Source organism: Acidovorax sp. 59 (genome assembly GCF_002754175.1).
Lineage (GTDB): Bacteria > Pseudomonadota > Gammaproteobacteria > Burkholderiales > Burkholderiaceae_C > Acidovorax > Acidovorax delafieldii.
In genome coordinates, this window is sequence record NZ_PEET01000001.1 from 812,822 (window position 1) to 836,745 (window position 23,924).

Below are 23,924 nucleotides of genomic sequence, written 5' to 3' on the forward strand. Positions count from 1 at the left end.
ATGGAAGGGTGTGTGAGGCCTTTTTGGCCGGTAGCGCCAGTGAAATATGCCTAAGTAGCTATCAAAAACGTAGCTTTTTGGACATTGGAAAGAGTAAAAAAGCCCGCAGCCTTGCGGCTCGGGCTGTGTGTTTGGCACGGGGCGCGCCGTGTGCGTGGGTTGCGCGGGCTTATGCAGCGGCGGCTTCGGCCAGCGCCTGCAGGGCGGCCGTCACCTCGGCGGCGTTCACGCCATCCACCGGCGCCAGACGCGGGGCCAGGGTCTGCAGGGCTGCGCTGTCCTTTTGCAACTGGGCAATGGCCTGGCCGGCCTCCTTGGGTGCGTCAAATCCCGTGCTCTGCAGCAGCAGGCGGCCGTCGGCGGCCACGAGCTTGAAGTAGAACTTGCCGTCGGCCTCGCGGTACTGCTTGAAAGCGGGCAGTGCGGCCTTGGCGGCCTTGGCCGGTTTGGCGGCCGTGCTGGCCTGCACCAGGCTGCGCAGGCCCACGGCGCTGCGCAGTTCGCGGATGAACGGCGTGGCCAGAGCGCGGGCGCGCTCGGCTCCAGCCAGCAGGGTCTGTTCGATGCGGGCGGGGTTGTGGATGAGTTCTTCGTACTGCGCGCGCATGGGGGCGATCACCTGGTCCACGCGCTCCAGCAGCAGGTGCTTGGCGTCGCCCCAGGCAATGCCGTCGGCATAGGCCTTGCGCAGGGCCTCGGTCTCTTCGGGCGTGGCAAAGGCCTGGTAGATCTGGAACAGGGCCGAGCCTTCGACCTCTTTGGCCTCGCCGGGCGCGCGCGAGTCGGTCAGGATGCCACCGATGAGCTTTTGCAGCTGCGCGCGCGAGCTGAACAGCGGGATTGTGTTGTCGTAGCTCTTGCTCATCTTGCGGCCGTCCAGCCCGGGCAGTGTGGCCACGTGGTCGTCGATGGCCGCCTCGGGCAGCACGAAGTGCTCGCCGTACAGATGGTTGAAGCTGGCCGCCATGTCGCGGGCCATCTCGATGTGCTGGATCTGGTCGCGGCCCACCGGCACCTTGTGGGCCTTGAACATCAGAATGTCCGCGCCCATCAGTACCGGGTACATGAACAGGCCTGCGGTGACACCGTCGTCATGCTCGCGCCCGGCGGCGGTGTTCTTGTCCACGCTGGCCTTGTAGGCGTGGGCGCGGTTCAGCACGCCCTTGCCGGTCACGCAGGTCAGCAGCCAGGTCAGCTCGGGAATCTCGGGGATGTCGGACTGGCGGTAGAAGGTGACCTTTTCAGGGTTGAGCCCTGCGGCCAGCCAGCTGGCCGCGATCTCCAGCGTGGAGCGCTGGATGCGCACCGGGTCTTCGCACTTGATGAGCGCGTGGTAGTCGGCCAGAAAGTAAAAGCTCTGCACGCCGGGCGTGAGGCTGGCCGCCACCGACGGGCGGATGGAGCCGACGAAGTTGCCCAGGTGGGGGGTGCCGGTGGTGGTGATGCCGGTGAGAAAACGGGTGGTGCTCATGGGAAACAAAAACTCAGCAGATCAAATGAACAGGAAGTGGCGGGCTCACAGGCTGTGCTGCGCTCAGCGCAGCAAGGCCGTCAACGGGGTGAGCAACAGGTTGATGGCGGTGTAGCCCACGGCCATCAGGGGGCGCAGCCACAGCGTGCCCACCACCCCGGCGATCACCAGGCCCATCACGATGAAAAAGCCCCAGGGCTCGATGCGCGACACCATGTGCGCCTGCCGCCAGGGCAACAGGCCCACCAGGATGCGCCCGCCATCGAGCGGCGGCAGCGGAAACAGGTTGAAGGCCCACATCACCAGGTTGACCATGACCCCCGCGCGTGCCATTTCCAGAAAAAAGCGCTCCTCAATCCCCGTGCCCACCAGCACTACCAGCAGCACGGCCCAGGCGATGGCCTGAATGAAGTTGGATGCGGGCCCGGCCAGGGCTACCCACACCATGTGCTTCTTGGGGTTACGCAGATTGCCGAAGTTGACCGGCACCGGCTTGGCGTAGCCAAACAGGAAGGCGCCCGAGGTCGCAAAGTACAGCAGCAGCGGCATCAGGATGGTGCCGACCGGGTCAATGTGCTTGAAAGGGTTGAGCGTGATGCGCCCCATCATGTACGCGGTGTTGTCGCCAAAGTGGCGCGCCGCGTAGCCATGGGCCGCCTCGTGCACAGTGATGGCAAACAGCACCGGCAGGGCGTAGATCAGAACGGTTTGGATGAGATTGGAGGTGTCCACGCCGGGATTGTCTCAGACGCCCCGCTGCCCCCGGCGTTGCCAGGGTGACCCGGCGGGTGTTCAGGCGCCCGGCGGCAACCGCGTATTGTGGGTTGTACGTATGCCGACGGGTCTCCAGGCGGGGTGTTCGTTGCTAGCATCAACCTCTTGCCCGCAGCCCGTGCCAGTTTGTGCCCCTTGGTGCGTTGCGCTGCGCGGCGGCCCCTCCCACAACGACATACAACAGGCCTGGAGACATTGAAGCCATGTGGAACAACTTGAAGATCGGAACGCGCCTGTTGCTGGCGTTTGGCGGCCTCGCACTCGTCGTGCTGCTGCTGATGGTGATGGCACTGTCCGGCATCGGCGGCGCCGAGCAGGCGCTGCAGGGCGCCACGCCCCCCGCCCAGGCGGCGCTGGCGCAGCTGCAAAGTGCGCGCACCTGGGTGATCGGTTGCAGTGTGGTGGTGTTTGTGCTGGCTTTGGTGGCCACGCTCAGCCTGCGCGCCAGCATCGTGGCGCCGCTCAACCAGGCCATCCTGATTGCCGAAACCGTGGCGTCAGGCGACCTGAGCCAGGAGTTCAACTCCGACCTGGAGGGCGACTTTGGACGCCTGCTGGGCGCGCTGGGCACCATGGAGGACACGCTGACCGACCTGGTGTCCCGCATCAAGCAAAGCACCGATTCGATCACCGCCTCTGCGGCAGACATTGACCATGGCAACACCGACCTGTCGCGCAGGGCGGAAGACCAGGTGTCGTCCCTGACCGAGACGGCAGCCAGCATGGAGCAGCTGACAGCCACCGTGCGCCAGAACGCCGAGCGCGCCCATTCGGCCAGCGGCCTGGCCGTGCAGGCGTCGGCGATTGCCGAGCAGGGCGGGTCGGTGGTGGGCGAGGTGGTGCAGACCATGCAGGCCATCAGCGGCAGCTCGCGCAAGATCGTGGACATCATCCAGGTGATCGAGGGCATCGCCTTCCAGACCAATATCCTGGCGCTCAATGCTGCCGTGGAGGCCGCGCGTGCCGGCGAACAGGGCCGGGGTTTTGCCGTGGTGGCCAGCGAGGTTCGCAACCTGGCCCAGCGCAGCGCGGTGGCGGCGCGCGAGATCAAGGCACTGATCAGCGCGTCGGTCGAACAGGTCGAAAGCGGCGCCGGTCAGGTGGGCAAGGCGGGCAAGACCATGGAAGAGATCGTCGGCGCCGTGGGCCAGGTGAGCGCGCTGCTGGGCGAAATCTCCACCGCCCTGCGCGAGCAGAGCGAAGCCATCAGCCATGTCAACGTGGCCGTGTCGCACATGGACGGCAGCACGCAGGAGACGGCCTCGCTGGTGCAGCATGCGGTGAGCACGGCGTCGGCCCTGTCGGCGCAGGCCCGCGACCTGGAGCAGGCGGTCGGGGCGTTCAAGCTGTGACGAGTCTCTAAGCCGCCGCGCGGCTGTCCCTTCTAGGGTGCGTTACCGGCGGCAGGGCGAAGCGCGCTGCACGGCGGCGAATGTATCGAGCGGGGTGCCGCTCCTTCGGCAGGCACTTTCAGCGGGCTTTTTTAGTGGGCTCTTACAGCCCCAGCGCCTGCAGGCTGCCCCGGCCTTCGCGCACCACCACCGGGTCGCCGCCGGTGCCCATGGGGGTCAGGTCCACCACCGTGGTGGGCTCCAGCGGGCAGGCCCCGGCATCGACGATGGCATCCACCAGCTTTTCGTAGCGCTCGCGGATTTCCTGCGGGTCGTTCAGGGGCTCGGTCTCACCCGCAGGGATCAACGTGGTGGCCAGCAGCGGGGTGCCGTGCAGCTCCAGTAGCAGCTGCAGGCCTTTGCGGTCGGGCACCCGCAGCCCAATGGTCTTGCGCGAGGGGTGGCTCACGCGGCGGGGCACTTCCTTGGTGGCTTCGAGGATGAAGGTGTACGGGCCTGGCGTGCCCAGCTTGAGCAGGCGGTACTGCCGGTTGTCCACCCGTGCGTAGTTGGCCAGCTCCGACAGGTCGCGGCACAGCAGCGTGAGGTGGTGCTTTTCGTCCACCTGGCGGATGCGGCGCAGGCGGTCCACTGCGTCCTTGTCGTCCAGGTGGCAGACCAGCGCGTAGCTCGAATCCGTGGGCACGGCCACGATGCCGCCCTTTTGCAGCAGCAGTGCGGCTTGCTTGAGCAGCCGGGGCTGCGGGTTGTCGGGATGGGCTTCGAAATACTGGGCCATGGGGCAGGTTCTCAGTGATGCGTGGCGCTGCGTGTGGGTGCCTTGCCTGGTGGCAGGTCGTCCAGAGGGCGGCTGGCGCGGCTGCGGCAGCGCGGGGTCATCGCAAAATTCGGTCGGACAGCAGTTCCCACACGGGGGTCAATGCGCCGGGCAGCAGGGGCAGCGTGCCCAGGTCGGTGTGCGACTCGTCGGGGCTGTGGAAGTCGCTGCCACGCGATGCGGCCAGGCCAAACTCCTGCGCCATGTCGGCGTAGGTCACGTACTCGGCCGCGCTGTGGCTGCCCGTGACGACCTCGACCGCCCGGCCACCATGTTGCTTGAATTCGGAGAACAGCGCGAATTCTTCATTGGCGCTGAACTTGTAGCGCGCCGGGTGGGCGATCACCGCCATGCCCCCGGCCTGTGTGATCCAGCGCACGGCATCCCCCAGGCTGGCCCACCTGTGGGGCACATAGCCTGGTTTGCCTTCGGTCAGGAATTTGCGAAACACCTCGGAGGTGTCTTTGCACACGCCGGTTTCCACCAGAAAACGCGCGAAATGGGTGCGCGAGATGAGTGCCGGGTTGCCCACAAACTGCAGCGCCCCTTCGTAGGCGCCCTTGATGCCGACCTGGGCCAGCTGGGCCGCCATCTCCTGCGCCCGCTCGCCGCGCCCGCCGCGTGTGGCGGCCAGGCCCTGGGCCAGCTGGGTGTCGTCAGGGTCAAAGCCCAGACCCACGATGTGGACGGTGGTGTCGGCAAAGGTGACCGAAATTTCGGTGCCGGTGAGGTAGGCCATGCCTTGGGCGCGGGCGGCTGCGGCCGCACGGTGCTGGCCGCCGATCTCGTCATGGTCCGTCAGCGCCCACAGCTCCACCCCGTTGGCCTTGGCCCGCGCGGCCAGGTCTTCGGGCGTCAGGGTTCCGTCGGAGACGACGGAATGGCAGTGCAGGTCGGCGTTGAGTATGGAGGTCACCGATTCATTTTAGGGCTTGTACTGATAACGCGCCCCACGGAATCCCTTAACACTTGTTACATGCACATTTCGCCTGGCTGGCGGGTGTTCAGCCGGGTTGAATGTCGGCAGTGTGGTGGTTTTCCTTGGGCAAGATACAACAACGCGGAACCTCGGGGTTTTTGCAGAGCATCAGGAGCAACCATGAAATTCAATGACCTGCGCGTCGCCCACAAGATGTGGAGCGTGATTCTGGGTCTGCTGGCGCTGATGCTGGTGGCCGCCGTCTGGACCCAGTGGTATGGGCGGCAGGTCACTGCTGCGACCGAAGAGTCCGTCAACAAATACGAGTCCGCCATCACCACGGCGGTCAACTGGCGTGGCCTGGCGGAAGTGGCGGTCACCATGTCGATGGCCGGGTTTGTGACCACCGACCAGGCGCTCAAGGCTGATTTTGATACCCGGGTGGCTGCACTCACCGCACGCATCACTCCGGTGCAGGAAAAGATCAACAAGGCGGCGGTGTCCCCCGAGGACAAGGCGGCATTGGCCGCGGTGGCCGCTGCGCGTGCCGATGTCCGGGGCCAGACCGACAAGCTCAAGGAGCTGACCGATGCGGGCGATGCCGCCGCCAAGCAGGCCTATGTGGACAAGGTTTACCGGCCCAAGGTGTTGGCTTATCTGGAGTCGATCGACAAGTTCGTGGCGGTGCAGGAGCGCCAGCGTGACGATGCGGTGCAGGCCGCACGTGCCACGCGCGGCAACCTGGTGCTGATCGGGGCTGCCGCAGCCATCGCGGTGGTGGCCCTGGGCATGCTGCTGGCGGCCCTGCTGGTGCGCTCCATCACGCGGCCGCTGGATCGGGCCGTGGTGCTGGCCGAAGCCATTTCGGCCGGGGACCTCACCCAAGACATTCAAGATGACCGCAAGGATGAACTGGGCGTGCTCACCCGGGCGCTGTCGGCCATGTCGTCACGGCTGCGTGGTGTGGTGAGCGAAGTGCGCCAGGGGGTGGACTCGGTCTCGTCGGCGTCGGTGGAGATTGCCAACGGCAACCACGACCTGTCGGCGCGCACCGAGCAGACGGCCTCCAACCTGGAAGAGACGGCAGCCAGCATGGAACAGCTCACGGCCACCGTGAGCCAGTCGGCCGACACGGCTCGCCAGGCCAACCAGCTCGCCGGCACGGCGGCCCAGGCTGCAGCGCGGGGCGGCGAAGTGGTGGGCCAGGTGGTCACCAGCATGCAGCAGATCACCGACAGCAGCCGCAAGATCAGCGACATCATCGGCACCATCGACGGCATCGCCTTCCAGACCAACATCCTGGCGCTGAACGCAGCGGTGGAAGCCGCCCGGGCCGGCGAGCAAGGCCGTGGGTTTGCGGTGGTGGCCAGCGAAGTGCGCAGCCTGGCGCAGCGCAGCGCCGAGGCGGCCAAAGAGATCAAGACCCTGATCAGCGCCAGCGTGGAGAACGTGGAATCGGGCTCGGCCCAGGTGGCGCAGGCAGGGCAAAGCATGCAAGAGATCGTTGCCAGCGTACAGCGGGTGAGCGACCTCATAGGCGAGATCACGGCCTCCTCGACAGAACAGCGCGACGGCATCGCGCAGGTCAACCAGGCCGTCACACACCTCGATCAGATGACGCAACAGAACGCGGCGCTGGTGGAAGAGTCCACGGCGGCAGCTGCCTCGATGCGTGACCAGGCACAGCACCTGGCGCAGGTGGTGTCGGTGTTCAACGTGGGCGCGGTGGCCACCCGGGCGCCGACAGCGGCACCCCGCGCTGCCGCACCGGCGCCTGCGCCACGGCCCGCCGTGGCCAAGGCCCCACTGGGCAACAAGCCTGCCACCGCCAGTAAGGCTGCCGCCAGCGCGCCCAAGTCCCCGTCGCGGCTGGCGCCGCCAGTTGCACCCGCAGTCACACAGTCGGCAGCCCCTGCACCCAAGGCTGTGGCCAAGGGCGGGGACGACGACTGGGAAAGCTTCTGATTCCTGGCCCTTGCGTGCCCTGAAGGCTCAGGGGCGTGGGCCTGTCAGGGCCAGCAATACTGGGACCAGAGGCTTGGGTGTGGCGGGCTGGGACTTGTGTACCGGTCTGGCCCCGTCAGGCCATGGGTTCTAGCGCCTGTTCGATCTGTCTTCGTTCGCGCATTCCTGGCGGATTTTGGATGCGGGTTTTTCCCGGTGGGGCATGAGTCCGCCGGTGCCTTGGGCTGGCGTAGGCTATGGCCTGTTGTTGATGTAATCGAATGTGTCTTGCACGCCATGCGCAGACCATGGAGACATCACCGATCCACGAGGAAAAACCAACCATGCAATTTGACAATATACGCGTCTCCCGCAAGCTGTGGGGCGCCTTTCTGGGGCTCATGATTGCCATGTTGCTGCTGTCTGCGTTTGCGCAGAACCGGGGCAACTCTTCGATGTCAGCAGCCATGGACGCCGTGGTCGAGATCGAGGCCCGCATCTCGGCTGCTGTGCGCTGGCGGGGCGCCACCGAAACGGCTGTCACCATGGTCATGGGCGGCGCGGTGACCACTGATTCGGTGCTGGCCGAGCAATACGGCGCCAAGGTCAAGGAGATCATTGGCAACATCAACAAGGTGCAGGAAGGCATCGTGGCCTCAGCCACCGCGCCCGAGGAGAAAGCCTCGCTCGACAAGGTGCTGGAGGCGCGCAAGGCCGTGCTGGCGGCCACCGCCAAGACCTGGGAGCTCAAGGGCGCAGGCGATGCCGTCGCCACCCAACGCTATGCGGACGACGAGTTTGCCCCCCTGGTCACCAAGTACCTCAAGGCGCAGGATGAGTTTGTGGCCACGCTCGAAAAGCGCCGCGACGTGATCCGTGCCGAAGCCACCCAGCGCCGCATCGAATACGCCATCACCGGCATCATCAGCTCCATGGTGCTGATGGCGGCGGGCCTGTTCCTGGCCTGGAAGCTGGTGCGCTCCATCACCCTGCCGCTGAACGAAGCGGTCGAGACCATCGATGCCATTGCAGCAGGCGATCTGACGCGCGAGCTGCAATCCACCCGCAAGGACGAGTTTGGCCACATGCTGCGTTCGCTGTCGGCCATGTCGGCACGGCTGCGCGGTGTGGTGAGCGAAGTGCGCCAGGGGGTGGACTCGGTCTCGTCGGCGTCGGTGGAGATTGCCAACGGCAACCACGACCTGTCGGCGCGCACCGAGCAGACGGCCTCCAACCTGGAAGAGACGGCAGCCAGCATGGAACAGCTCACGGCCACCGTGAGCCAGTCGGCCGACACGGCCCGCCAGGCCAACCAGCTCGCCGGCACGGCAGCCCAGGCTGCAGCGCGGGGCGGCGAAGTGGTGGGCCAGGTGGTCACCAGCATGCAGCAGATCACCGACAGCAGCCGCAAGATCAGCGACATCATTGGCACCATCGACGGCATCGCCTTCCAGACCAACATCCTGGCGCTGAACGCAGCGGTGGAAGCCGCCCGTGCCGGCGAGCAAGGCCGTGGGTTTGCGGTGGTAGCCAGCGAAGTGCGCAGCCTGGCGCAGCGCAGCGCCGAGGCGGCCAAAGAGATCAAGACCCTGATCAGCGCCAGCGTGGAGAACGTGGAATCGGGCTCGGCCCAGGTGGCGCAGGCAGGGCAAAGCATGCAAGAGATCGTTGCCAGCGTACAGCGGGTGAGCGACCTCATAGGCGAGATCACGGCCTCCTCGACAGAACAGCGCGACGGCATCGCGCAGGTCAACCAGGCCGTCACACACCTCGATCAGATGACGCAACAGAACGCGGCGCTGGTGGAAGAGTCCACGGCGGCAGCCGCCTCGATGCGTGACCAGGCACAGCACCTGGCGCAGGTGGTGTCGGTATTCAACGTGGGAGCGGTGGCCACCCGGGCGCCGGCAGCGGCACCCCGCGCTGCAGTACCGGCGCCTGCGCCACGGCCCGCCGTGGCCAAGGCAACGGCCAGCGCGCCCCGCGTGGCGTCTTCCGCCACCCCGAAGGCCCCTGCGCCTGCCCCGGCGCGCCTGCCTGCGGCCAAGGCACCCGCCCCCGCCCCAGCAGCCAAGGCAGCGGCGCAGGGTGGCGATGACGATTGGGAGAGCTTCTAAATCGATAGCGGCTAGCGCATGACCATCAAGCGCTGGCGGCTATTTTTTGTGGTCGGTATTCCGGCCGATTTGACAGCAAGGCAGCGTGAGCTGCCTTTTGTTTTGGTGCACCTTGAAAGGATTCTCCGATGCCCCTGGTCAACATCCGCCTTGCGCGCCGCGACCTGCCGACTACCGCAGCCCAGAAAGCCGCCCTGATTGCGGGCGTGACCCAGCTCATGCAGCAGGTGCTGGACAAGCGGCCGGAAAGTGTCACCGTCATCATCGACGAGATAGACCCCGAGAACTGGGGGCAGGGCGGTGAGCCGGTGACCGTGATCCGCCAGCGAAGCAAGGGGCCGACGCAGGCTTGAGCGGTGGCGCGCTACACCTGCGCGCCTTCGACCAGAAACTGCACCTTGCGCTCGCCCTTCCACTCGTTCACATCCAGGCGGAAGGCCAGCAGCACCCGGGCAGGCAACTGCTCGGTGTGGCCGAACCAGATGGCATCCACGGGGTTGCCCTGGTGGATGAGCTTGAGCGACAGGTGGTTCTTGGCCTCGCCCACCAGGCGCTGGCTCACGATCTGCACCTCTTCGCTGAAGGTGGGGGGCGCAAAGCCCTGGCCCCAGACCTCGCGGTGCAGCGTGTCCACGATGTCGGCGCGGCAGTATTCGGGGGCCAGCGGGCCGTCGGTTTCGATGCGGCGGGTGAGGGTGGCGGCGTCCAGCCATTCCTGCGCCACCTGGGCAAAGGCCTGCTCGAACACGTCGAACGATTCCTCCGCCACGGTGCAGCCCGCCGCCATGGCGTGGCCGCCGAACTTGAGGATCACGCCCGGGTGGCGTTTGGCCACAAGGTCCAGCGCGTCGCGCAGGTGAAAGCCGGGGATGGAGCGGCCCGAGCCTTTGAGTTCGTGCTCTTTGCCCGGCGCGCTGCTGGCTGCAAACACGAACGTGGGGCGGTGCAGCTTGTCCTTGATGCGGCTGGCCACGATGCCGACCACGCCTTCGTGAAAGTCGGGGTCGAACACGCTGATGGCGGGCGGGGGCTCCTCGCTCTCGTCAAACAGGCTCTCGGCCATCAGCATGGCCTGTTCGCGCATGCCGCTTTCGATGTCGCGGCGCTCGCGGTTGATGCCATCGAGCGTGGCGGCCAGTTCAGCAGCGCGGCCTGCGTCGTCGGTCAGCAGGCATTCGATGCCCAGCGTCATGTCGGCCAGACGGCCCGCAGCGTTGATGCGTGGGCCTAAAGCAAAGCCGAAATCGAAGGTGGTGGCCACGGGCGCCTTGCGGCCAGCGGCGTGGAACAGGGCGGCGATGCCAGCGGGCATCTGCCCCGCGCGGATGCGTTTGAGGCCTTGCGCGACCAGACGGCGGTTGTTGGCATCCAGCTTGACCACGTCGGCCACGGTGCCCAGCGCCACCAGGGTGAGCAAGGGGTCGAGCTTGGGTTGCGTGGCGGCGTCGAACACGCCACGCGCACGCAGCTCGGCGCGCAGGGCCAGCAGCACGTAGAACATCACGCCCACACCGGCCATGGATTTGCTCTCGAAGGTGCAGCCGGGCTGATTGGGGTTGACGATGGCGTCGGCCGCGGGCAGTTCGGGGCCGGGCAGGTGGTGGTCGGTGACGACGACCGTGAGGCCCAGGGCCTTGGCCTCGGCCACGCCCTCCACGCTGGCGATGCCGTTGTCCACGGTGATCAGCACATCGGCCCCACGCTCGGCCACGCGGCGGGCGATGGATGCGGTGAGGCCATAACCGTCCGTCACGCGGTCCGGCACGAGGTAATCCACCTGTTGAGCGCCCAGCAGCCGTAGCCCGCGCACGCCCACGGCGCAGGCGGTGGCGCCGTCGCAGTCGTAGTCGGCCACGATGACGAGGCGCTGGTTCTGCGCCATGGCGTCGGCCAGCAGGCGGGCGGCGGTGTCGATGCCTTTGAGGCCTTTTTCACCGCTGGGCGGCAGCAATCGGCCCAGGCCGTCGTCCAGCTCGTCTTTGGCACGCACACCGCGCGCGGCATACAGGCGCGCCAGCAGCGGGTGCACGCCGGCCTGCTCCAGCGCCCAGGCGGCGCGGGGCGGAATGTCTCTTGCTATTATTTTCATAGCTGCACCAGCATATTCGACCAGCGCATGGGGCGAAAAAGACCTTGAATCCGCTGTGCGAGGCTGCGTGGAGCGGAGTGAAAGCCCAGCGCATTGCGTTCGCCGCACAGGGTCAGTTGCACGGGCGTGCCGCTTTCGGCCCGGCGCAGCAGGTCGGCCACGGGGCCTGCGTCCAGCGCGGCCCAGGCGCTGGCCCAGGTGCGCCAGTCGTCGTGCAAGGCGGCGTCCCGCAGGGTGGTGGGCATGTGGGGTGGCACAGTGCCACGCGGTGGGCCAGCCAGTGCGCCCGTGCCGTGCACCCAGAACGAGTTGACGACGGGCAGCCCGCGCGCTGAGCGCTCGTCGTTGAAGGCGTGGGTGTACAGCAGCATCTGCATCTCGCTGTGCAGGCGGTGCAGCGTGCGGGCTTGTTTCGCATCGGGCATCCAGGCGCGCACATCGCGCAGCAGCACACGCTCCAGCGACGCGGTGGCCAGGTCGGCAAACAGCGGCCCGCTGGCCAGCCAGCGCGTGGGCTGGTCGTAGTGCAGGGTGATGCCGTCCTCGGCAAACCAGGGCGCCACGATGGCCAGCAGCGCGCGGGATGCGGCTTCATCCAGGCCCAGTTGCGCTGGGTCGCGCAGCGTGACGTGGTCGGTGCTGACCTGCCACTGGCAGGGGGTGACGAAGGCCCAGGCCTCGCCGTGGGTCGTCAGGCCTTGCTGGTGGCGGTGCCAGGCGGCCCAGGGGATGCGGCCGTCCTGAGCAGGCAGGCCCAGGGCGCGGGCCAGGGCACGTTCATGGGGGGCGGAGAAGCTGGTTTCTTCGCCGCTGTCGCTCCGGGCGGGATGGGGGCTGAGCCGGGCCAGCAGCCGGTCCAGGTGGGGCAGGGCCAGGCCCTGTTGGGCTTGCTGGCATCCCGGTAAGGCGCTGGCGGCGTAGGGAATGAGCAAATGGGTGGTGTCCGACATGGGCGTATTGTCCGGGATGCCACAATCGGCCCGGCCCGTAGCGTGCATTCCGCACCGTACAGGTCCTTCTTTCCTAATCCATGCAAATTCCCTACGAACTGGCCCTGGGCTGGCGCTACACGCGCGCGGGCCGCGCCACGCGGCGCAATGGCTTCATCTCGTTCATCTCGGGCGTGTCCATGCTGGGCATTGCGCTGGGGGTGGCGGCGCTGATCATCGTGTTGTCGGTGATGAACGGCTTTCAGAAAGACGTGCGCGACCGCATGCTCAGCGTGGTCTCGCACATCGAGATCTTTGCGCCCCTGGGGGCCGCATTGCCCGACCCGGCGCTCACCCTGGCCGAGGCCAAGAAGAACCCGAATGTGATCGGGGCTGCACCTTTTGTGGCGGCCCAGGCCCTGCTGGCGCGTGGCGAAGACATGAAGGGGGCGCTGGTGCGCGGCATTGACCCGGCCCTGGAGGGCGCGGTGACCGACCTGGCCGCCACCAATGAGAAAACGCTGAACCTGCTGGTGCCCGGCGAGTTCCGCGTGGTGCTGGGGGGCGAGCTGGCCCGTGCCCTGGGCGTGCGGGTGGGCGACCCGGTGACGCTGATTGCGCCCGCCGGCCAGGTGACGCCGGCTGGTGTGGTGCCGCGCCTCAAGCAGATGACGGTGGCCGGCACGTTTGACTCCGGCCACTACGAATACGACTCGGCCCTGGTGCTGCTGCACCATGAGGACGCGCAGCGCATCTTCCGCCTGGAAGGCCCCACGGGTGTACGCCTCAAGCTCAAGGACCTGCACCAGGCCCGCGAGGTGGCGCAGCAACTGGCGCAGTCCCTGAGCGGCCAGCTGCTGATCCGCGACTGGACGCAGCAAAACCGCACCTGGTTCGCTGCGGTGCAGCTGGAAAAACGCATGATGTTCATCATCCTCACGCTCATCGTGGCCGTGGCCGCGTTCAACCTGGTCTCCACGCTGGTGATGACGGTGACCGACAAGCGCGCCGACATCGCCATCCTGCGCACGCTGGGCGCCAGCCCCAAAAGCATCATGGGCATCTTTGTGGTGCAGGGCGCGATGGTGGGCGTGATCGGCACGCTGATCGGCCTGCTGCTGGGCCTTGGCATCGCGTTCAACATCGACGTGATCGTGCCGGCCATCGAGCGCGCGCTGAACGCGAGCTTTTTGCCCAAGGACATCTACCTCATCAGCAAGATGCCCAGCGAGCCGCAGAGCAGCGACATCGTGCCCATTGCGGTCATCTCGCTGGTGCTGGCCTTTGTGGCCACCCTGTACCCCAGCTGGCGCGCCAGCCGTGTGAACCCTGCCGAGGCGCTGCGTTATGAGTAACCCCACCCCCCATACCAACAGCCACCCGGTGGTGCTGGAAGCCAAGGGCCTGACCAAACGCTTTACCGAAGGCCGCCTGGATGTGACCGTGCTCAAGGGCGTGGACCTGCAGATCCATGCAGGCGAAACGCTGGCGATCGTGGGCGCCTCGGGCTCGGGCAAGAGCACCTTGCTGCACCTGCTGGGCGGGCTGGATGCACCCACGGCGGGCACGGTGCGCCTGAAGGGCGAAGAGATGTCGTCGCTGTCGGCGGAGCGCCAGGGGCAGCTGCGCAACCAGCACCTGGGGTTTATCTACCAGTTCCACCACCTGCTGCCGGAGTTCAGTGCGCTGGACAACGTGGCCATGCCGCTGCGCATCCGCCGCCTGCCGTTGGCCCAGTGCCATGCGGAGGCGGAGCGGGTTCTGGCGTCAGTCGGTTTGAAGGAGCGGCTGATGCACCGGCCGGCCGAGCTGTCGGGCGGTGAGCGTCAGCGGGTGGCTATTGCGCGGGCCTTGGTGACGCGGCCTGCTTGCGTGCTGGCGGACGAGCCTACGGGTAATCTGGACCGGAGTACGGCTGACGGCGTTTTCGACTTGATGCTGCAGTTGGCGCGTGATCAGGGCACGGCGTTTGTGATGGTGACGCACGATGAGTCGCTGGCGGCCCGGTGTGACCGGGTGGTGAGGCTGGTGTCTGGGGTTTTGGGGTGATTTTGGCTGGATGCGATAGTGGAATATGCGGTGGTAGCTATTGATTTCGTAGCGTTTTCTTGTGGTTGCTGATTGGGCCGCATGCCTTTGTTAAGGGCGGAGGCCGGGAGTCGCCCGGCGTGCGAGTAACTTTCTTTTGCTTCGCCAAAAGAAAGTCACCAAAGAAAAGGCGACCCCCAGTCTGCGACCCCGGCGCTTCGCTCCGGGGCACACCTGCGGCGGGGCGGTTGCGGGTTGCGCCGTGGAACTCACTGCGCTGCGTTGCAGCTTCGTTCAGACATCCACGGCGAGCCAGTGCACGAGGCATGGGCGCTCCGACGCCCATGCTCACCCCGCAACCGCCCCGCCGCAGGCGCAGCCAGCAGGGGGGGACAGCCGAACATCCAAACAGCCGGACATCCATTCGGGCCATTGCTGCGCTCGGCCCAGGCTGCGCAGCGCGTGGCGCTTGCGCCCGCGAGATGGGGCCGAGCGCAGCAAAGGCCCGTGTGGCTGTTCTGTACCCCGGTGCCCCTTTGGATGCGCCGAGGAGCGCAGGGTTTGGTGGATCAGGGCTCGCGTGTGTCTGAGCGACGCGCAGCGGCGCGAGTTGAGCGAGACCCCGCCAAACCCGAGCACCGCAGGTTGCCCCGGCGCGCAGCGCCGGGGACGCAGACAGTGGGGTCGCTTTCTCTTTGGTGACTTTCTTTTGGCGAGACAAGAGAAAGTTACTCGCCTGCCGGGCGACTCCCGGCCTCCGACCTTAACAAAGGCATGCGACTCAGTCAGCGCACGCAACCAAACGCTACAAGATCAATAGCTACCAGCCCATATCCCACTAGCACATCCAGCCAAAATCACCCAAAAATATCACATCACCCGCCCATACCACCACACCGACAACCCCGCCGCCACCAACGCCAGCACCGCCCCCAACAACGCCAGCAAAGAAGAAATCTCAGTCTCCTTCTTCTCCACCGTCAGCCGCGAGCTCAGCGTCTCGTACACCTTCTTCAAGTCTGCCGCCGTCGCCGCATGAAAGTATTCGGCATTGGTCCGCGCAGCCACGGCCTTCAGGGTTTCTTCGTCCAGCCGTACCCGCATCGACCAGCCCTCAAAGCCAATGGTCTCGCCCTGCACCGTGCCCACCCCCACCGTGTACACCCGCACCCCCCGGTCGGCCGCCCACTTGGCGGCTTCCAGTGGGTCCACGCCTGTGGTGCGCTGACCGTCCGTCAGCATGATGATGGCGGCCGAGTTGTACGAGCCTGGGGCCACGGGCGTGAAGGTCTTGGCGGGGTCCTGTTGCTTGCCCAGCTCTTCGATGGGCTTCGGGCGCATGGCCTGGCGGCCGCCCAGGGCGGCGATGTCGATGCCCGCATCGGGAAAGATGGTGGCCAGCGACAGCATGATGCCGTTGCCCGTGGCCGTGCCGCGCTGCAGCTGGAAGCTGTCGATGGCTTTCACCAGGTCTTCACGGCTCTGGGTGGGCAGCTGGGCCAACTGGGCGCTGCCCGCAAAGGCCACGATGCCCACGCGCACATGGCGCGGCAGGTCGGCAATGAAGGCCTTGGCGGCGTTCTGGGCGGCGGTGATGCGGTCGGGCTCCACGTCGGCGGCGCGCATGCTGCCCGACACGTCCATGGCCAGCATGATGGTCTGGTCCTGCGAGGGCAGGGTGATGACGGCCAGCGGGCGCGCAGCGGCCAGCAGCAGCGCCACCAGGGCCAGCAGGAACAGCGCGGGTGGGATGTGGCGGCGCAGGTGCTGGCCCGGGCCCATGGCCTCGCGCACCAGGGACAGGCTGGAGTAGGTCAGCGCTGTTTTCTTGCGCCGGTGCAGCAGCCACCAGTACAGCAGTACCAAGAGGGGCACAGCCAGCAGCAGCCAGAGCAGGGTGGGCCAGAGAAAAACCATGGTGTGTGTCCTTGGTGGCGAGTACAGCGTGTGCGGCGGGTGATTAATGAATCAATCCATTGATCGGTCAGGCGGCGGCAGCCGTTGCGGCAGGGCCTGCGGATGCCGATGCGGGGACGAGGGGGTTGCTGTGCGCCCGCACCCGGCGCTGGCGCAGGTCCATGAAGCGCAGCAGGGCGTCGACCAGATCGTCGTCGGTGCACAGCTCCAGCGTGTCGGCGCCCGCGCGGGTCAGGCCCTCGCGCAGCGCCGCCTCGCGGTCGGCGGCCAACTGGGCAAAGCGGCGGCGAAAGCCCGCGTCGTGTGTGTCCACCTGCAGTTGCTCGCCGCTTTCGGCATCGCGCAGCGTGACCAGGCCCACGTCGGGCAGCTCCAGCTCCAGCGGGTCGAGCAGGCGCACGGCCACCACGTCATGCCGCTGGGCCAGTTGGGCCAGGGGCTTTTCCCAGCCGGGCGCGCTGATGAAGTCGGACACCACAAATACGGTGGACCGGCGCTTGAGCGTGGCCAGGCCGGTCTGCAGCAGCCGGTGCAGTTCGGTGGCGCCGCCACCCGTCTTGTGCGGTGGCACCGGGGTTTTGGACGGCAGCAGTTTGTGCACCAGGTGCAGCACATGGGCGCGGCTGCTGCGCGGGGGCAGTACGGCATCCACTGCGCGTTCGGCCTTCGGACTGGCACCGCCGTAGAGCACGGCGCCCACACGGTTGCCGTGGCGGGTAAGCAGGCGCGAAAGCACGGCCACAAAGCCGGTCAGGATGTCGCGCTTGGCGTGGCCTGTGGGGCCGAAGCTGATGGACGGGCTCAGGTCCAGCAGGAACCAGGCCGACATTTCGCGGTCTTCGGTGAACACGCGCACATGGGGGGTGTTCAGCCGCGCGGTCACGTTCCAGTCGATGTGGCGTACGTCGTCGTGCGGCTGGTATTCGCGCAGGTCGGTCAGGTCCAGGCCGCTGCCGCGCATCAGCGTGCGGTAGTCGCCCTGCAGCAGGCCGTCCAGGCGGCGGATCACCTTCCACTCCAGCTCGCGCAGCAGCCGGTCGGCCTGCCCGGGCAATGTGGGCAGGGTGTGCACCGTGGCGGAGGTTGCAGGCGGCTTGCTGTTCATGGCGATGACACCTCAAGCAGCTTTTTGCTCGTGATGCAAGGGACGTGCTGGTGCCGGGATCTTGGCCATGATGCGCTGGATGAGTGCGTCGGCATCCAGCCCGTCGGACAGCGCTTCGTACGACAGCGCCACGCGATGGCGCAGCACATCGGCGGCCAGATCGGTCATGTCTTCGGGCAGCACGTAGTTGCGCCCGCGCAGCATGGCCAGGGCCTGAGCCCCCTCGGCCAGGGCAATGGTGGCGCGCGGGCTGGCGCCGCAGCTGATGTAGCCGGCCAGGTCCTTCAGGCCATGTCGTGCGGGCTCGCGGGTGGCTGCCACCAGCTTCACGGCGTATTGCAGCATCGACGGGTCCACATACACGGTGCGGCATTCGGCCTGCAATGCCGCCAGCTGCGCCGTGGTGGCCACGGGTAGCACCTGCACGGGCACATCGAGCGCGCGCTGGGCGATCACGAATTCTTCTTCCTCGGTGGGGTAGCCCAGCAGCACCTTCATCATGAAACGGTCCACCTGCGCCTCGGGCAGCGCGTAGGTGCCTTCGGTCTCGATGGGGTTCTGGGTGGCCATCACCAGGAAGGGCTCAGGCACCTTGTGGGTTTCGCCTGCAATGGTCACCTGGCGCTCCTGCATCACCTCCAGCAGCGCGCTCTGCACCTTGGCGGGCGCGCGGTTGATTTCGTCGGCCAGCAGCAGGTGGGTGAAAACGGGCCCCAACGTGGTGCTGAACTCGCCGGTTTTCTGGTTGTACATGCGCGTGCCCACCAGGTCGGCGGGCACCAGGTCGGGTGTGAACTGGATGCGCTTGAAGCTGCCCTGAATGGTGCTGGCGAGTGTTTTCACCGTCAGCGTCTTGGCCAGGCCCGGCACGCCCTCGACCAGCAGGTGGCCCTGGGCCAGCATGGCGACCATGACACGCTCCAGAAAGCGGTCTTGCCCGACCACCACGCGTTTGACCTCGTAGAGCACCTGTTCCATCAGCGTGGCGGTGGCAGCGTTCGATGCATTGGGCGACGTGCTGGATGACATGGGGCTCCTTGCGATGACGAGTGAAGTGGTGGGGCGGCGTACGGTCAGAACGGGGGCATGCCGACGGCGGACGCCGCGTTTTCGATGGGCACCGCAAAACCGATGCCGATGAAGGTGCGCGCCTGCGTGGGGTTGAGGATGGCGGTGACGATGCCCACCACCTCGCCGTCCATCGTCACCAGCGGGCCGCCAGAGTTGCCAGGGTTGGCCGCTGCGTCGAACTGGATCAGATTGCTGAGCTGGCGCTTGCCCTCGGGCGACGTGAACTCGCGCTGCAGGCCGGACACCACGCCCGCCGAGGCCGACGGGCCGATGCCAAAAGGAAAGCCGACGGCCACCACATGGTCGCCCGGGCGCAGGTTCTGGGTGGACCGCAGGGTGGCGGCCTCCAGGTCGTCGGGCACCTTGTGGGCCTGCAGCACGGCCAGGTCGTTTTCGGGTTGTACGCCGGTGATGCTGGCCGTGGTTTCCAGTCCGTCGTGGAAGGTGATGCCGATGCGGTCTGAGCCCGCAACCACATGCAGGTTGGTCAGGATGACGCCTTTGTCCACGATGACCACGCCCGTGCCGATGCCGCGCTCGACCTCTTCCTTGCCGTTCTTGCTGCGCCCGTAGCCCACCACGCGCACCACCGAGGGGCCGATGCTCTCCACGGCGCGCGCGGCGGCAGAGGGCGGGGTGGTGGTCTCCAGCGTGCGCAGCACCGCGGCGTCGATGTCGTCCTGGGTGATCTTGCGGGCGGGGCTGCGGGTGTTGTGCCAGGCGCTGGCTACCAGCAAGGCGGCCAACAGCACCACGATGGTCCACAGGGCAACCAGCTGGCGTTTGAATGCCCGGGAATTCGGGGGCGTGGCGGCTGCGGTGGCGGCGTTCGTCGCTGGCGAATCATCTGCGGGCGGCGCTGCAGAGACCACGGCTTCGGTGGCATCCACCGCCGCAGGCGTGCGGCTGCGGGCGGGGCGGGAGCTGCTGTAGAGGGCGGGCCGGGGCATCCTGTCACCTTTGCTCGTACACGCCAGGGCCTGGCGCACGCAAATGACGGTAGCACGGTTTGCGGGCAAATGCACATGCAGGGCTACACGGGCCCACCGTCCCCTGCGACCGCAGCCTTTGCAAGCTGCATCGGGCATCATCGGCGCATGACCGCCTGGATCGATACCCACTGCCACCTCGACGCCCCCGAGTTTGATGCCGACCGCAGTGCAGTCCGCACACTGGCGGCGGCGCAAGGCGTTTGCCATTGCGTGATTCCGGCCGTGGAGCGCAGCAACTGGGACACCGTGCGGGCGCTGGCGCACCAGCATGGGGACAGCTATGCGCTGGGCGTTCATCCCCTCTACACAGGGCGCGCCGAGGAGGAGGACCTGCAGCATCTGGCCGGATACCTGGAGCAGCACCATCCAGACCCGCGCCTGGTGGCGATAGGCGAGATCGGCCTTGATTACTTTGTGCCGGGCCTCGACCCGGCGCGCCAGGAGCGGTTTTACCGCGCACAGCTGCAGCTGGCCCGGCGGTTTGACCTGCCGGTGATCCTGCATGTGCGCCGCTCTGCCGACAAGCTGCTCAAGGGCCTGCGGGATTTGCCGGTGCGCGGCGGCATTGCACATGCCTTCAACGGCAGCCTGCAACAGGCGCAGGCGTTCATCGGCCTGGGCTTCAAGCTGGGATTTGGCGGTGCGGTGACCTATGACCGCGCCCTGCAGCTGCGCCGTCTGGCCACCGAGCTGCCCGGCGATGCCCTGGTGCTGGAGACCGACGCGCCTGACATTCCGCCCCACTGGCTCTACACCACGGCGGCTGAGCGCGCTGCAGGGCGGCCCCAGGGCCGCAACAGTCCGGGGGAACTACCCGGCATTGCGGCCGTGGTGGCCCAGTTGCGCGGCGAGTCTGTGCCGGCGCTGGCTGGCAGCACCAGGGCCAATGCCTTGGCCGCCTTGCCCCGGTTGGAGGGGCTGCTGACAGACGGGTAGCCATTGCAGGGTGGATGATGGATCGGCAAAAAGATAAATGGGGAGAAATTTGGTAGCTTGACGCTCTGTGGCAAAGGGCCGACAGCTATCTTTTTTGTGCTGCCGGACGGGGCTGACGGCCCTTTGGGGCCAAAATTGCCCCATGTCCCCAGTCCCTGTTGCCGCCGATCCGTCTGTGGCCGCCACTCCTGACGCCGTCGGCCCATCCGCGCGCTGGCTGGGCCTTCCGCCGGTGGCAGGTGTGCGCACCGTGGTGCTGGTGCTGGGCAGTTTTCCGGGGGCTGCGTCATTGCAAGCCCGCCAGTACTACGCGCACCCCCAGAACCATTTCTGGAAGATCCTGAACGCCTTGTGGCCCCAGCATCCCTTGCCCCCGGCGGGGCCGGATGGCTATGTAGACCGCTGTGCCTGGCTGCTGGATCGCGGCCTGGGCCTGTGGGACGTGTACCAGAGCTGCGAGCGCGAGGGCAGCCTGGACACCAGTATCCGTAACGCCCGGCTCAACGACTTTGCGGCGCTGCGCAGCGTTTGCCCCCGGCTGGCCGCGCTGGCGCACAACGGTGCGGAGAGTTTTCGGCACGCGCCGGCGGCGCTTGCCGCGCTGGGAGCTGCCGGGCCGCCGACGCTCTTGCCGCATGATGTGGGCACGTCAGGCGCACGTGCCATCGAGGCTGTGCGGCTGCCATCGACCAGCCCGGCCAACGCCTCCTGGAGTTTTGAACGTAAATTGACCGCCTGGGCCGATGTGATGGCCCGGCACGGATTGCTGTGAATGGCCCGTAAAAAAGAAACCTTGCAAGAACTGCCCGAAGTCAGCGTGTCTGACGACGGCGAAGTGCGCCACCTGCACCTGGGCACGCCCTGGATCCAGGGCTCCATGCGCATCGACGAGCCATTTGCCCTGGAGCTGGAATACGTGCAGCGCATGATGGCCTGGTTGCTGTTTGCCGACCTGGCGCAGGTGTCCAAGGGCCATGCCATGCAGTTGGGCCTGGGAGCGGGTGCCATCACCAAGTTCTGCCACAAAAAGCTGCGCATCTGCACCACCGCCATCGAGCTGAACCCGCAGGTGCTGGCCGTGTGCCGCCAGTGGTTCAAGCTGCCGCCCGACGGCCCCAAGCTGCGCGTGGTGCTGGCCGATGCGTCCAAGGAGATCCAGAACCCCATGTGGCTGGGCACGGTGGATGCGCTGGCTGTGGACCTGTATGACCACGAGGCTGCGGCCCCCGTGCTCGATAGCCCCGATTTTTATGCCGACTGCCGCGCACTGCTCACGGAGACGGGCTGCATGACCGTGAACCTGTTCGGCCGCGCGTCGAGCTTTGACCGCAGCCTGCAGAGCATGTCCCAGGCGTTTGGCAGCGATGCGCTGTGGGCGTTCAAGCCCACGCATGAAGGCAACACGGTGGTGCTGGCCCAGCGCACCCCCACGCGGCCCAAGCGCGCAGAACTGGCCGAGCGGGCCGAGGCGATTCAGGCGCGGTGGGACCTGCCCACCACCAAATGGCTGCGGGTGTTCAAGCCTGTGAACCCCTGAGAGGAATCTTGCAATGAATGCTCCTGTCGTGACCCCTGACCGGCTGAAGTCGGCTTCACACATTGGTCCGGTGGACTGGCGCCGCATGGTGCAGTGGCTCAGCGATGACAAGGTGATCTCGCGCGAGGAAGCGCAACGCACCATCGCCCGCTGTTCGCAGGCTGAGAGCTCCCAGCATGCCCTGGTGCGCCTGGCCAGTGTGGCCATGGAGCGCGCCAGCGACAGCAAGCCGCTCGACATCGAGGCGCTGTCCGAGTACCTGGCGCAACGTGCGGGCCTCGCCTACCTGCGCATCGACCCCCTCAAGGTGGATGTGGGGCGCGTAGCAGACACCATGAGCGCCACTTATGCGGAACGCCACAAGGTGCTGCCTGTGCAGGTGACCAGCAAAGAAGTGGTGGTGGCCACGGCCGAGCCTTTCATTGATGACTGGGTGGCCGAGGTGGAGCGCCAGTCGCGCCGCTCGGTGCGCCGGGTGGTGGCGAACCCCCAAGACATCCACCGCTTCACGGCCGAATTTTTTGCGCTGGCCAAGTCGGTGCGCGCCGCGCAGAAGGCTGGCGGCAACTCGGGTGGCAGCAGCTTTGAGCAGCTGGTGGAGCTGGGCAAGAGCAACAAGCAGCTCGATGCCAACGACCAGGGCGTGGTCAAGGTGGTGGACTGGCTCTGGCAGTACGCGTTTGACCAGCGCGCGAGCGACATTCACCTGGAGCCGCGCCGCGACCAGGGCGTGATCCGTTTTCGCATCGACGGTGTGCTGCACCCGGTCTACCAGATGCCCATGGGCGTGCACAACGCGATGGTGGCGCGCATCAAGTTGCTGGGTCGCATCGATGTGGTGGAAAAACGCCGCCCACAGGACGGCCGCATCAAGACCCGCAACCAGCGGGGCGAAGAGGTGGAAATGCGCCTGTCCACCTTGCCCACTGCGTTTGGCGAAAAGATGGTCATGCGCATTTTTGACCCGGACAACGCGGTCAAGGACCTTGATGCCCTGGGCTTTGCGCAGCACGATGCGCAGCGCTGGGAGGCGTTGGTCAAGCGGCCGCACGGCATCATCCTGGTGACTGGCCCCACGGGCTCGGGCAAGACCACCACGCTGTACTCGACCCTGAAGCGCGTGGCCACCGAAGAGGTCAACGTGAGCACGGTGGAAGACCCCATCGAAATGATCGAGCCCAGCTTCAACCAGACCCAGGTGCAGCCGCAGCTCGACTTCAACTTTGCCGAAGGCCTGCGCGCCCTGATGCGGCAGGACCCTGACATCATCATGGTGGGTGAGATCCGCGACCTGGAGACCGCCGAGATGGCCATCCAGGCGGCGCTGACGGGCCACCTGGTGTTCTCTACCCTGCACACCAACGATGCCCCCAGCGCCATCACCCGCATGATGGAGCTGGGTGTGCCGTCGTACCTCCTCAATGCCACCTTGCTGGGCGTGCTGGCCCAACGGCTGGTGCGCACGCTGTGCAAGCAGTGCAAACAAAAGGATGAGGCCGCGAGCCGCGAAGCCCTGACCGAGGTGGTCAAGCCCTGGAAGATCAGTGGTAGCTACCACCCGTACAAGCCGGTCGGCTGCGTGGATTGCCGCATGGGCGGTTTCAGGGGCCGCATGGGGCTCTATGAATTGCTCACCGTCAGCGAGGCGCTCAAGGACAAAATCACCCAGGCGCCTTCCATTGACGTACTGCGCCGCCAGGCCGTGCAAGACGGCATGCGTCCCTTGCGCCTGGCGGGTGCGCTGCGCGTGGCTGAGGGGCTGACCACCATGGAAGAGGTGGTTGCGGCGACACCGCCTCTGGAGTGAGAGAAGGGGAGGGGCGGTCATTCCTCTGCGGTTGGCCAGCCGTCTTCCAGAGTGGTTTTCGAGACAGTCTCCTGGGCGACTCGCCCGGTGGTGCATGCCTGCCAGGCGTTACCGGATGT

The 23,924-nt window shown here is 66.6% G+C and carries 20 protein-coding genes; 10 read left to right on the forward strand and 10 right to left on the reverse strand.

What is annotated here, in order from left to right; genetic code table 11:
- Positions 1-169: 169 nt before the first annotated feature.
- Both CLU87_RS03710 and CLU87_RS03715 read right to left on the reverse strand, forming a co-directional pair.
- Positions 170-1,471: a tryptophan--tRNA ligase gene (locus CLU87_RS03710; protein WP_099729565.1), complete on the reverse strand. Its 1,302-nt coding sequence runs from the start codon at positions 1,469-1,471 to the stop codon at positions 170-172.
- A 63-nt stretch (positions 1,472-1,534) separates the two neighbouring features.
- Positions 1,535-2,203 (reverse strand): site-2 protease family protein, encoded by a 669-nt coding sequence (locus CLU87_RS03715; protein WP_099729566.1) that lies wholly within the window; start codon positions 2,201-2,203, stop codon positions 1,535-1,537.
- Between the two features lie 245 nt (positions 2,204-2,448).
- Between CLU87_RS03715 and CLU87_RS03720 the strand changes: the two genes are divergently transcribed.
- Complete coding sequence (locus CLU87_RS03720) at positions 2,449-3,597, forward strand: methyl-accepting chemotaxis protein (RefSeq protein WP_099729567.1); 1,149 nt, start codon at positions 2,449-2,451, stop codon at positions 3,595-3,597.
- A gap of 142 nt (positions 3,598-3,739) precedes the next feature.
- Here CLU87_RS03720 and CLU87_RS03725 read toward each other — a convergent pair whose 3' ends face one another.
- Complete coding sequence (locus CLU87_RS03725) at positions 3,740-4,375, reverse strand: L-threonylcarbamoyladenylate synthase (RefSeq protein ID WP_099729568.1); 636 nt, start codon at positions 4,373-4,375, stop codon at positions 3,740-3,742.
- A gap of 97 nt (positions 4,376-4,472) precedes the next feature.
- The gene (locus CLU87_RS03730; RefSeq protein ID WP_056060904.1) at positions 4,473-5,330 is read right to left on the reverse strand and encodes a 3',5'-nucleoside bisphosphate phosphatase; all 858 of its coding nucleotides are present in this window, start codon (positions 5,328-5,330) and stop codon (positions 4,473-4,475) included.
- Positions 5,331-5,513: 183 nt separating this feature from the next.
- On the opposite strand from CLU87_RS03730, the gene CLU87_RS03735 reads away from it, so the two are divergent.
- From CLU87_RS03735 to CLU87_RS03745, 3 genes are all read left to right on the forward strand, one after another.
- On the forward strand, positions 5,514-7,298 hold the full coding sequence (locus tag CLU87_RS03735; RefSeq protein WP_099729569.1) for a methyl-accepting chemotaxis protein: 1,785 nt from the start codon (positions 5,514-5,516) through the stop codon (positions 7,296-7,298).
- A 323-nt stretch (positions 7,299-7,621) separates the two neighbouring features.
- Positions 7,622-9,394: a methyl-accepting chemotaxis protein gene (locus CLU87_RS03740; protein ID WP_099729570.1), complete on the forward strand. Its 1,773-nt coding sequence runs from the start codon at positions 7,622-7,624 to the stop codon at positions 9,392-9,394.
- Positions 9,395-9,522: 128 nt separating this feature from the next.
- Positions 9,523-9,747 carry a 4-oxalocrotonate tautomerase family protein gene (locus CLU87_RS03745; RefSeq protein ID WP_099729571.1) on the forward strand — a complete coding sequence of 75 codons (225 nt, stop codon included), beginning with the start codon at positions 9,523-9,525 and terminating at the stop codon, positions 9,745-9,747.
- A gap of 11 nt (positions 9,748-9,758) precedes the next feature.
- On the opposite strand, the gene recJ is transcribed toward CLU87_RS03745, so the two are convergent.
- Positions 9,759-11,483, reverse strand: coding sequence for a single-stranded-DNA-specific exonuclease RecJ (recJ, locus tag CLU87_RS03750; protein ID WP_099729572.1), 1,725 nt, complete (start codon positions 11,481-11,483; stop codon positions 9,759-9,761).
- Positions 11,480-12,433 carry a phosphoglycerate mutase gene (locus CLU87_RS03755; RefSeq protein WP_099732026.1) on the reverse strand — a complete coding sequence of 318 codons (954 nt, stop codon included), beginning with the start codon at positions 12,431-12,433 and terminating at the stop codon, positions 11,480-11,482. The genes recJ and CLU87_RS03755 overlap by 4 nt, the downstream gene beginning before the upstream one ends.
- A gap of 80 nt (positions 12,434-12,513) precedes the next feature.
- Here CLU87_RS03755 and CLU87_RS03760 point away from each other — a divergent pair, with 80 nt between their 5' ends.
- Both CLU87_RS03760 and lolD read left to right on the forward strand, forming a co-directional pair.
- Positions 12,514-13,767 (forward strand): lipoprotein-releasing ABC transporter permease subunit, encoded by a 1,254-nt coding sequence (locus tag CLU87_RS03760; protein WP_099729573.1) that lies wholly within the window; start codon positions 12,514-12,516, stop codon positions 13,765-13,767.
- Positions 13,760-14,461: a lipoprotein-releasing ABC transporter ATP-binding protein LolD gene (lolD, locus tag CLU87_RS03765; protein WP_099729574.1), complete on the forward strand. Its 702-nt coding sequence runs from the start codon at positions 13,760-13,762 to the stop codon at positions 14,459-14,461. Before CLU87_RS03760 ends, lolD begins: the two co-directional genes overlap by 8 nt.
- A gap of 849 nt (positions 14,462-15,310) precedes the next feature.
- Here the strand turns inward: lolD and CLU87_RS03770 are convergent.
- The 4 genes from CLU87_RS03770 to CLU87_RS03785 form a co-directional block, all read right to left on the reverse strand.
- On the reverse strand, positions 15,311-16,357 hold the full coding sequence (locus CLU87_RS03770) for a VWA domain-containing protein (protein ID WP_056060921.1): 1,047 nt from the start codon (positions 16,355-16,357) through the stop codon (positions 15,311-15,313).
- A gap of 67 nt (positions 16,358-16,424) precedes the next feature.
- Complete coding sequence (locus CLU87_RS03775; protein ID WP_056060924.1) at positions 16,425-17,462, reverse strand: DUF58 domain-containing protein; 1,038 nt, start codon at positions 17,460-17,462, stop codon at positions 16,425-16,427.
- A gap of 12 nt (positions 17,463-17,474) precedes the next feature.
- Positions 17,475-18,491 carry a MoxR family ATPase gene (locus CLU87_RS03780; protein ID WP_056060927.1) on the reverse strand — a complete coding sequence of 339 codons (1,017 nt, stop codon included), beginning with the start codon at positions 18,489-18,491 and terminating at the stop codon, positions 17,475-17,477.
- A 44-nt stretch (positions 18,492-18,535) separates the two neighbouring features.
- Entirely contained in the window at positions 18,536-19,483 is a 948-nt protein-coding gene (locus CLU87_RS03785; RefSeq protein WP_099729575.1) for a S1C family serine protease, read from the reverse strand.
- Positions 19,484-19,630: 147 nt separating this feature from the next.
- On the opposite strand from CLU87_RS03785, the gene CLU87_RS03790 reads away from it, so the two are divergent.
- The 4 genes from CLU87_RS03790 to CLU87_RS03805 all read left to right on the forward strand — a co-directional run bounded on the left by CLU87_RS03790 (position 19,631) and on the right by CLU87_RS03805 (position 23,805).
- Positions 19,631-20,461: a TatD family hydrolase gene (locus CLU87_RS03790; protein WP_099729576.1), complete on the forward strand. Its 831-nt coding sequence runs from the start codon at positions 19,631-19,633 to the stop codon at positions 20,459-20,461.
- A gap of 142 nt (positions 20,462-20,603) precedes the next feature.
- Positions 20,604-21,233, forward strand: coding sequence for a DNA-deoxyinosine glycosylase (locus CLU87_RS03795; RefSeq protein ID WP_099729577.1), 630 nt, complete (start codon positions 20,604-20,606; stop codon positions 21,231-21,233).
- Positions 21,234-21,998 carry a spermidine synthase gene (locus CLU87_RS03800; protein WP_099729578.1) on the forward strand — a complete coding sequence of 255 codons (765 nt, stop codon included), beginning with the start codon at positions 21,234-21,236 and terminating at the stop codon, positions 21,996-21,998.
- 13 nt (positions 21,999-22,011) lie between these two features.
- Positions 22,012-23,805: a GspE/PulE family protein gene (locus CLU87_RS03805; protein ID WP_099729579.1), complete on the forward strand. Its 1,794-nt coding sequence runs from the start codon at positions 22,012-22,014 to the stop codon at positions 23,803-23,805.
- The last annotated feature ends 119 nt before the right edge of the window (positions 23,806-23,924 follow it).

Bases quoted from the DNA above. Each gene is read 5' to 3' on its own strand.
- CLU87_RS03735 (WP_099729569.1), top strand. From the start codon at position 5,514: ATGAAATTCAATGACCTGCGCGTCGCCCACAAGATGTGGAGCGTGATT.
- CLU87_RS03720 (WP_099729567.1), top strand. From the start codon at position 2,449: ATGTGGAACAACTTGAAGATCGGAACGCGCCTGTTGCTGGCGTTTGGC.
- CLU87_RS03775 (WP_056060924.1), bottom strand. From the start codon at position 17,462: ATGAACAGCAAGCCGCCTGCAACCTCCGCCACGGTGCACACCCTGCCC.
- CLU87_RS03755 (WP_099732026.1), bottom strand. From the start codon at position 12,433: ATGTCGGACACCACCCATTTGCTCATTCCCTACGCCGCCAGCGCCTTA.
- CLU87_RS03780 (WP_056060927.1), bottom strand. From the start codon at position 18,491: ATGTCATCCAGCACGTCGCCCAATGCATCGAACGCTGCCACCGCCACG.
- CLU87_RS03785 (WP_099729575.1), bottom strand. From the start codon at position 19,483: ATGCCCCGGCCCGCCCTCTACAGCAGCTCCCGCCCCGCCCGCAGCCGC.
- CLU87_RS03760 (WP_099729573.1), top strand. From the start codon at position 12,514: ATGCAAATTCCCTACGAACTGGCCCTGGGCTGGCGCTACACGCGCGCG.
- CLU87_RS03770 (WP_056060921.1), bottom strand. From the start codon at position 16,357: ATGGTTTTTCTCTGGCCCACCCTGCTCTGGCTGCTGCTGGCTGTGCCC.
- CLU87_RS03740 (WP_099729570.1), top strand. From the start codon at position 7,622: ATGCAATTTGACAATATACGCGTCTCCCGCAAGCTGTGGGGCGCCTTT.
- recJ (WP_099729572.1), bottom strand. From the start codon at position 11,483: ATGAAAATAATAGCAAGAGACATTCCGCCCCGCGCCGCCTGGGCGCTG.
- CLU87_RS03805 (WP_099729579.1), top strand. From the start codon at position 22,012: ATGAATGCTCCTGTCGTGACCCCTGACCGGCTGAAGTCGGCTTCACAC.
- CLU87_RS03790 (WP_099729576.1), top strand. From the start codon at position 19,631: ATGACCGCCTGGATCGATACCCACTGCCACCTCGACGCCCCCGAGTTT.
- CLU87_RS03795 (WP_099729577.1), top strand. From the start codon at position 20,604: ATGTCCCCAGTCCCTGTTGCCGCCGATCCGTCTGTGGCCGCCACTCCT.
- CLU87_RS03725 (WP_099729568.1), bottom strand. From the start codon at position 4,375: ATGGCCCAGTATTTCGAAGCCCATCCCGACAACCCGCAGCCCCGGCTG.
- lolD (WP_099729574.1), top strand. From the start codon at position 13,760: ATGAGTAACCCCACCCCCCATACCAACAGCCACCCGGTGGTGCTGGAA.
- CLU87_RS03710 (WP_099729565.1), bottom strand. From the start codon at position 1,471: ATGAGCACCACCCGTTTTCTCACCGGCATCACCACCACCGGCACCCCC.
- CLU87_RS03800 (WP_099729578.1), top strand. From the start codon at position 21,234: ATGGCCCGTAAAAAAGAAACCTTGCAAGAACTGCCCGAAGTCAGCGTG.
- CLU87_RS03745 (WP_099729571.1), top strand. From the start codon at position 9,523: ATGCCCCTGGTCAACATCCGCCTTGCGCGCCGCGACCTGCCGACTACC.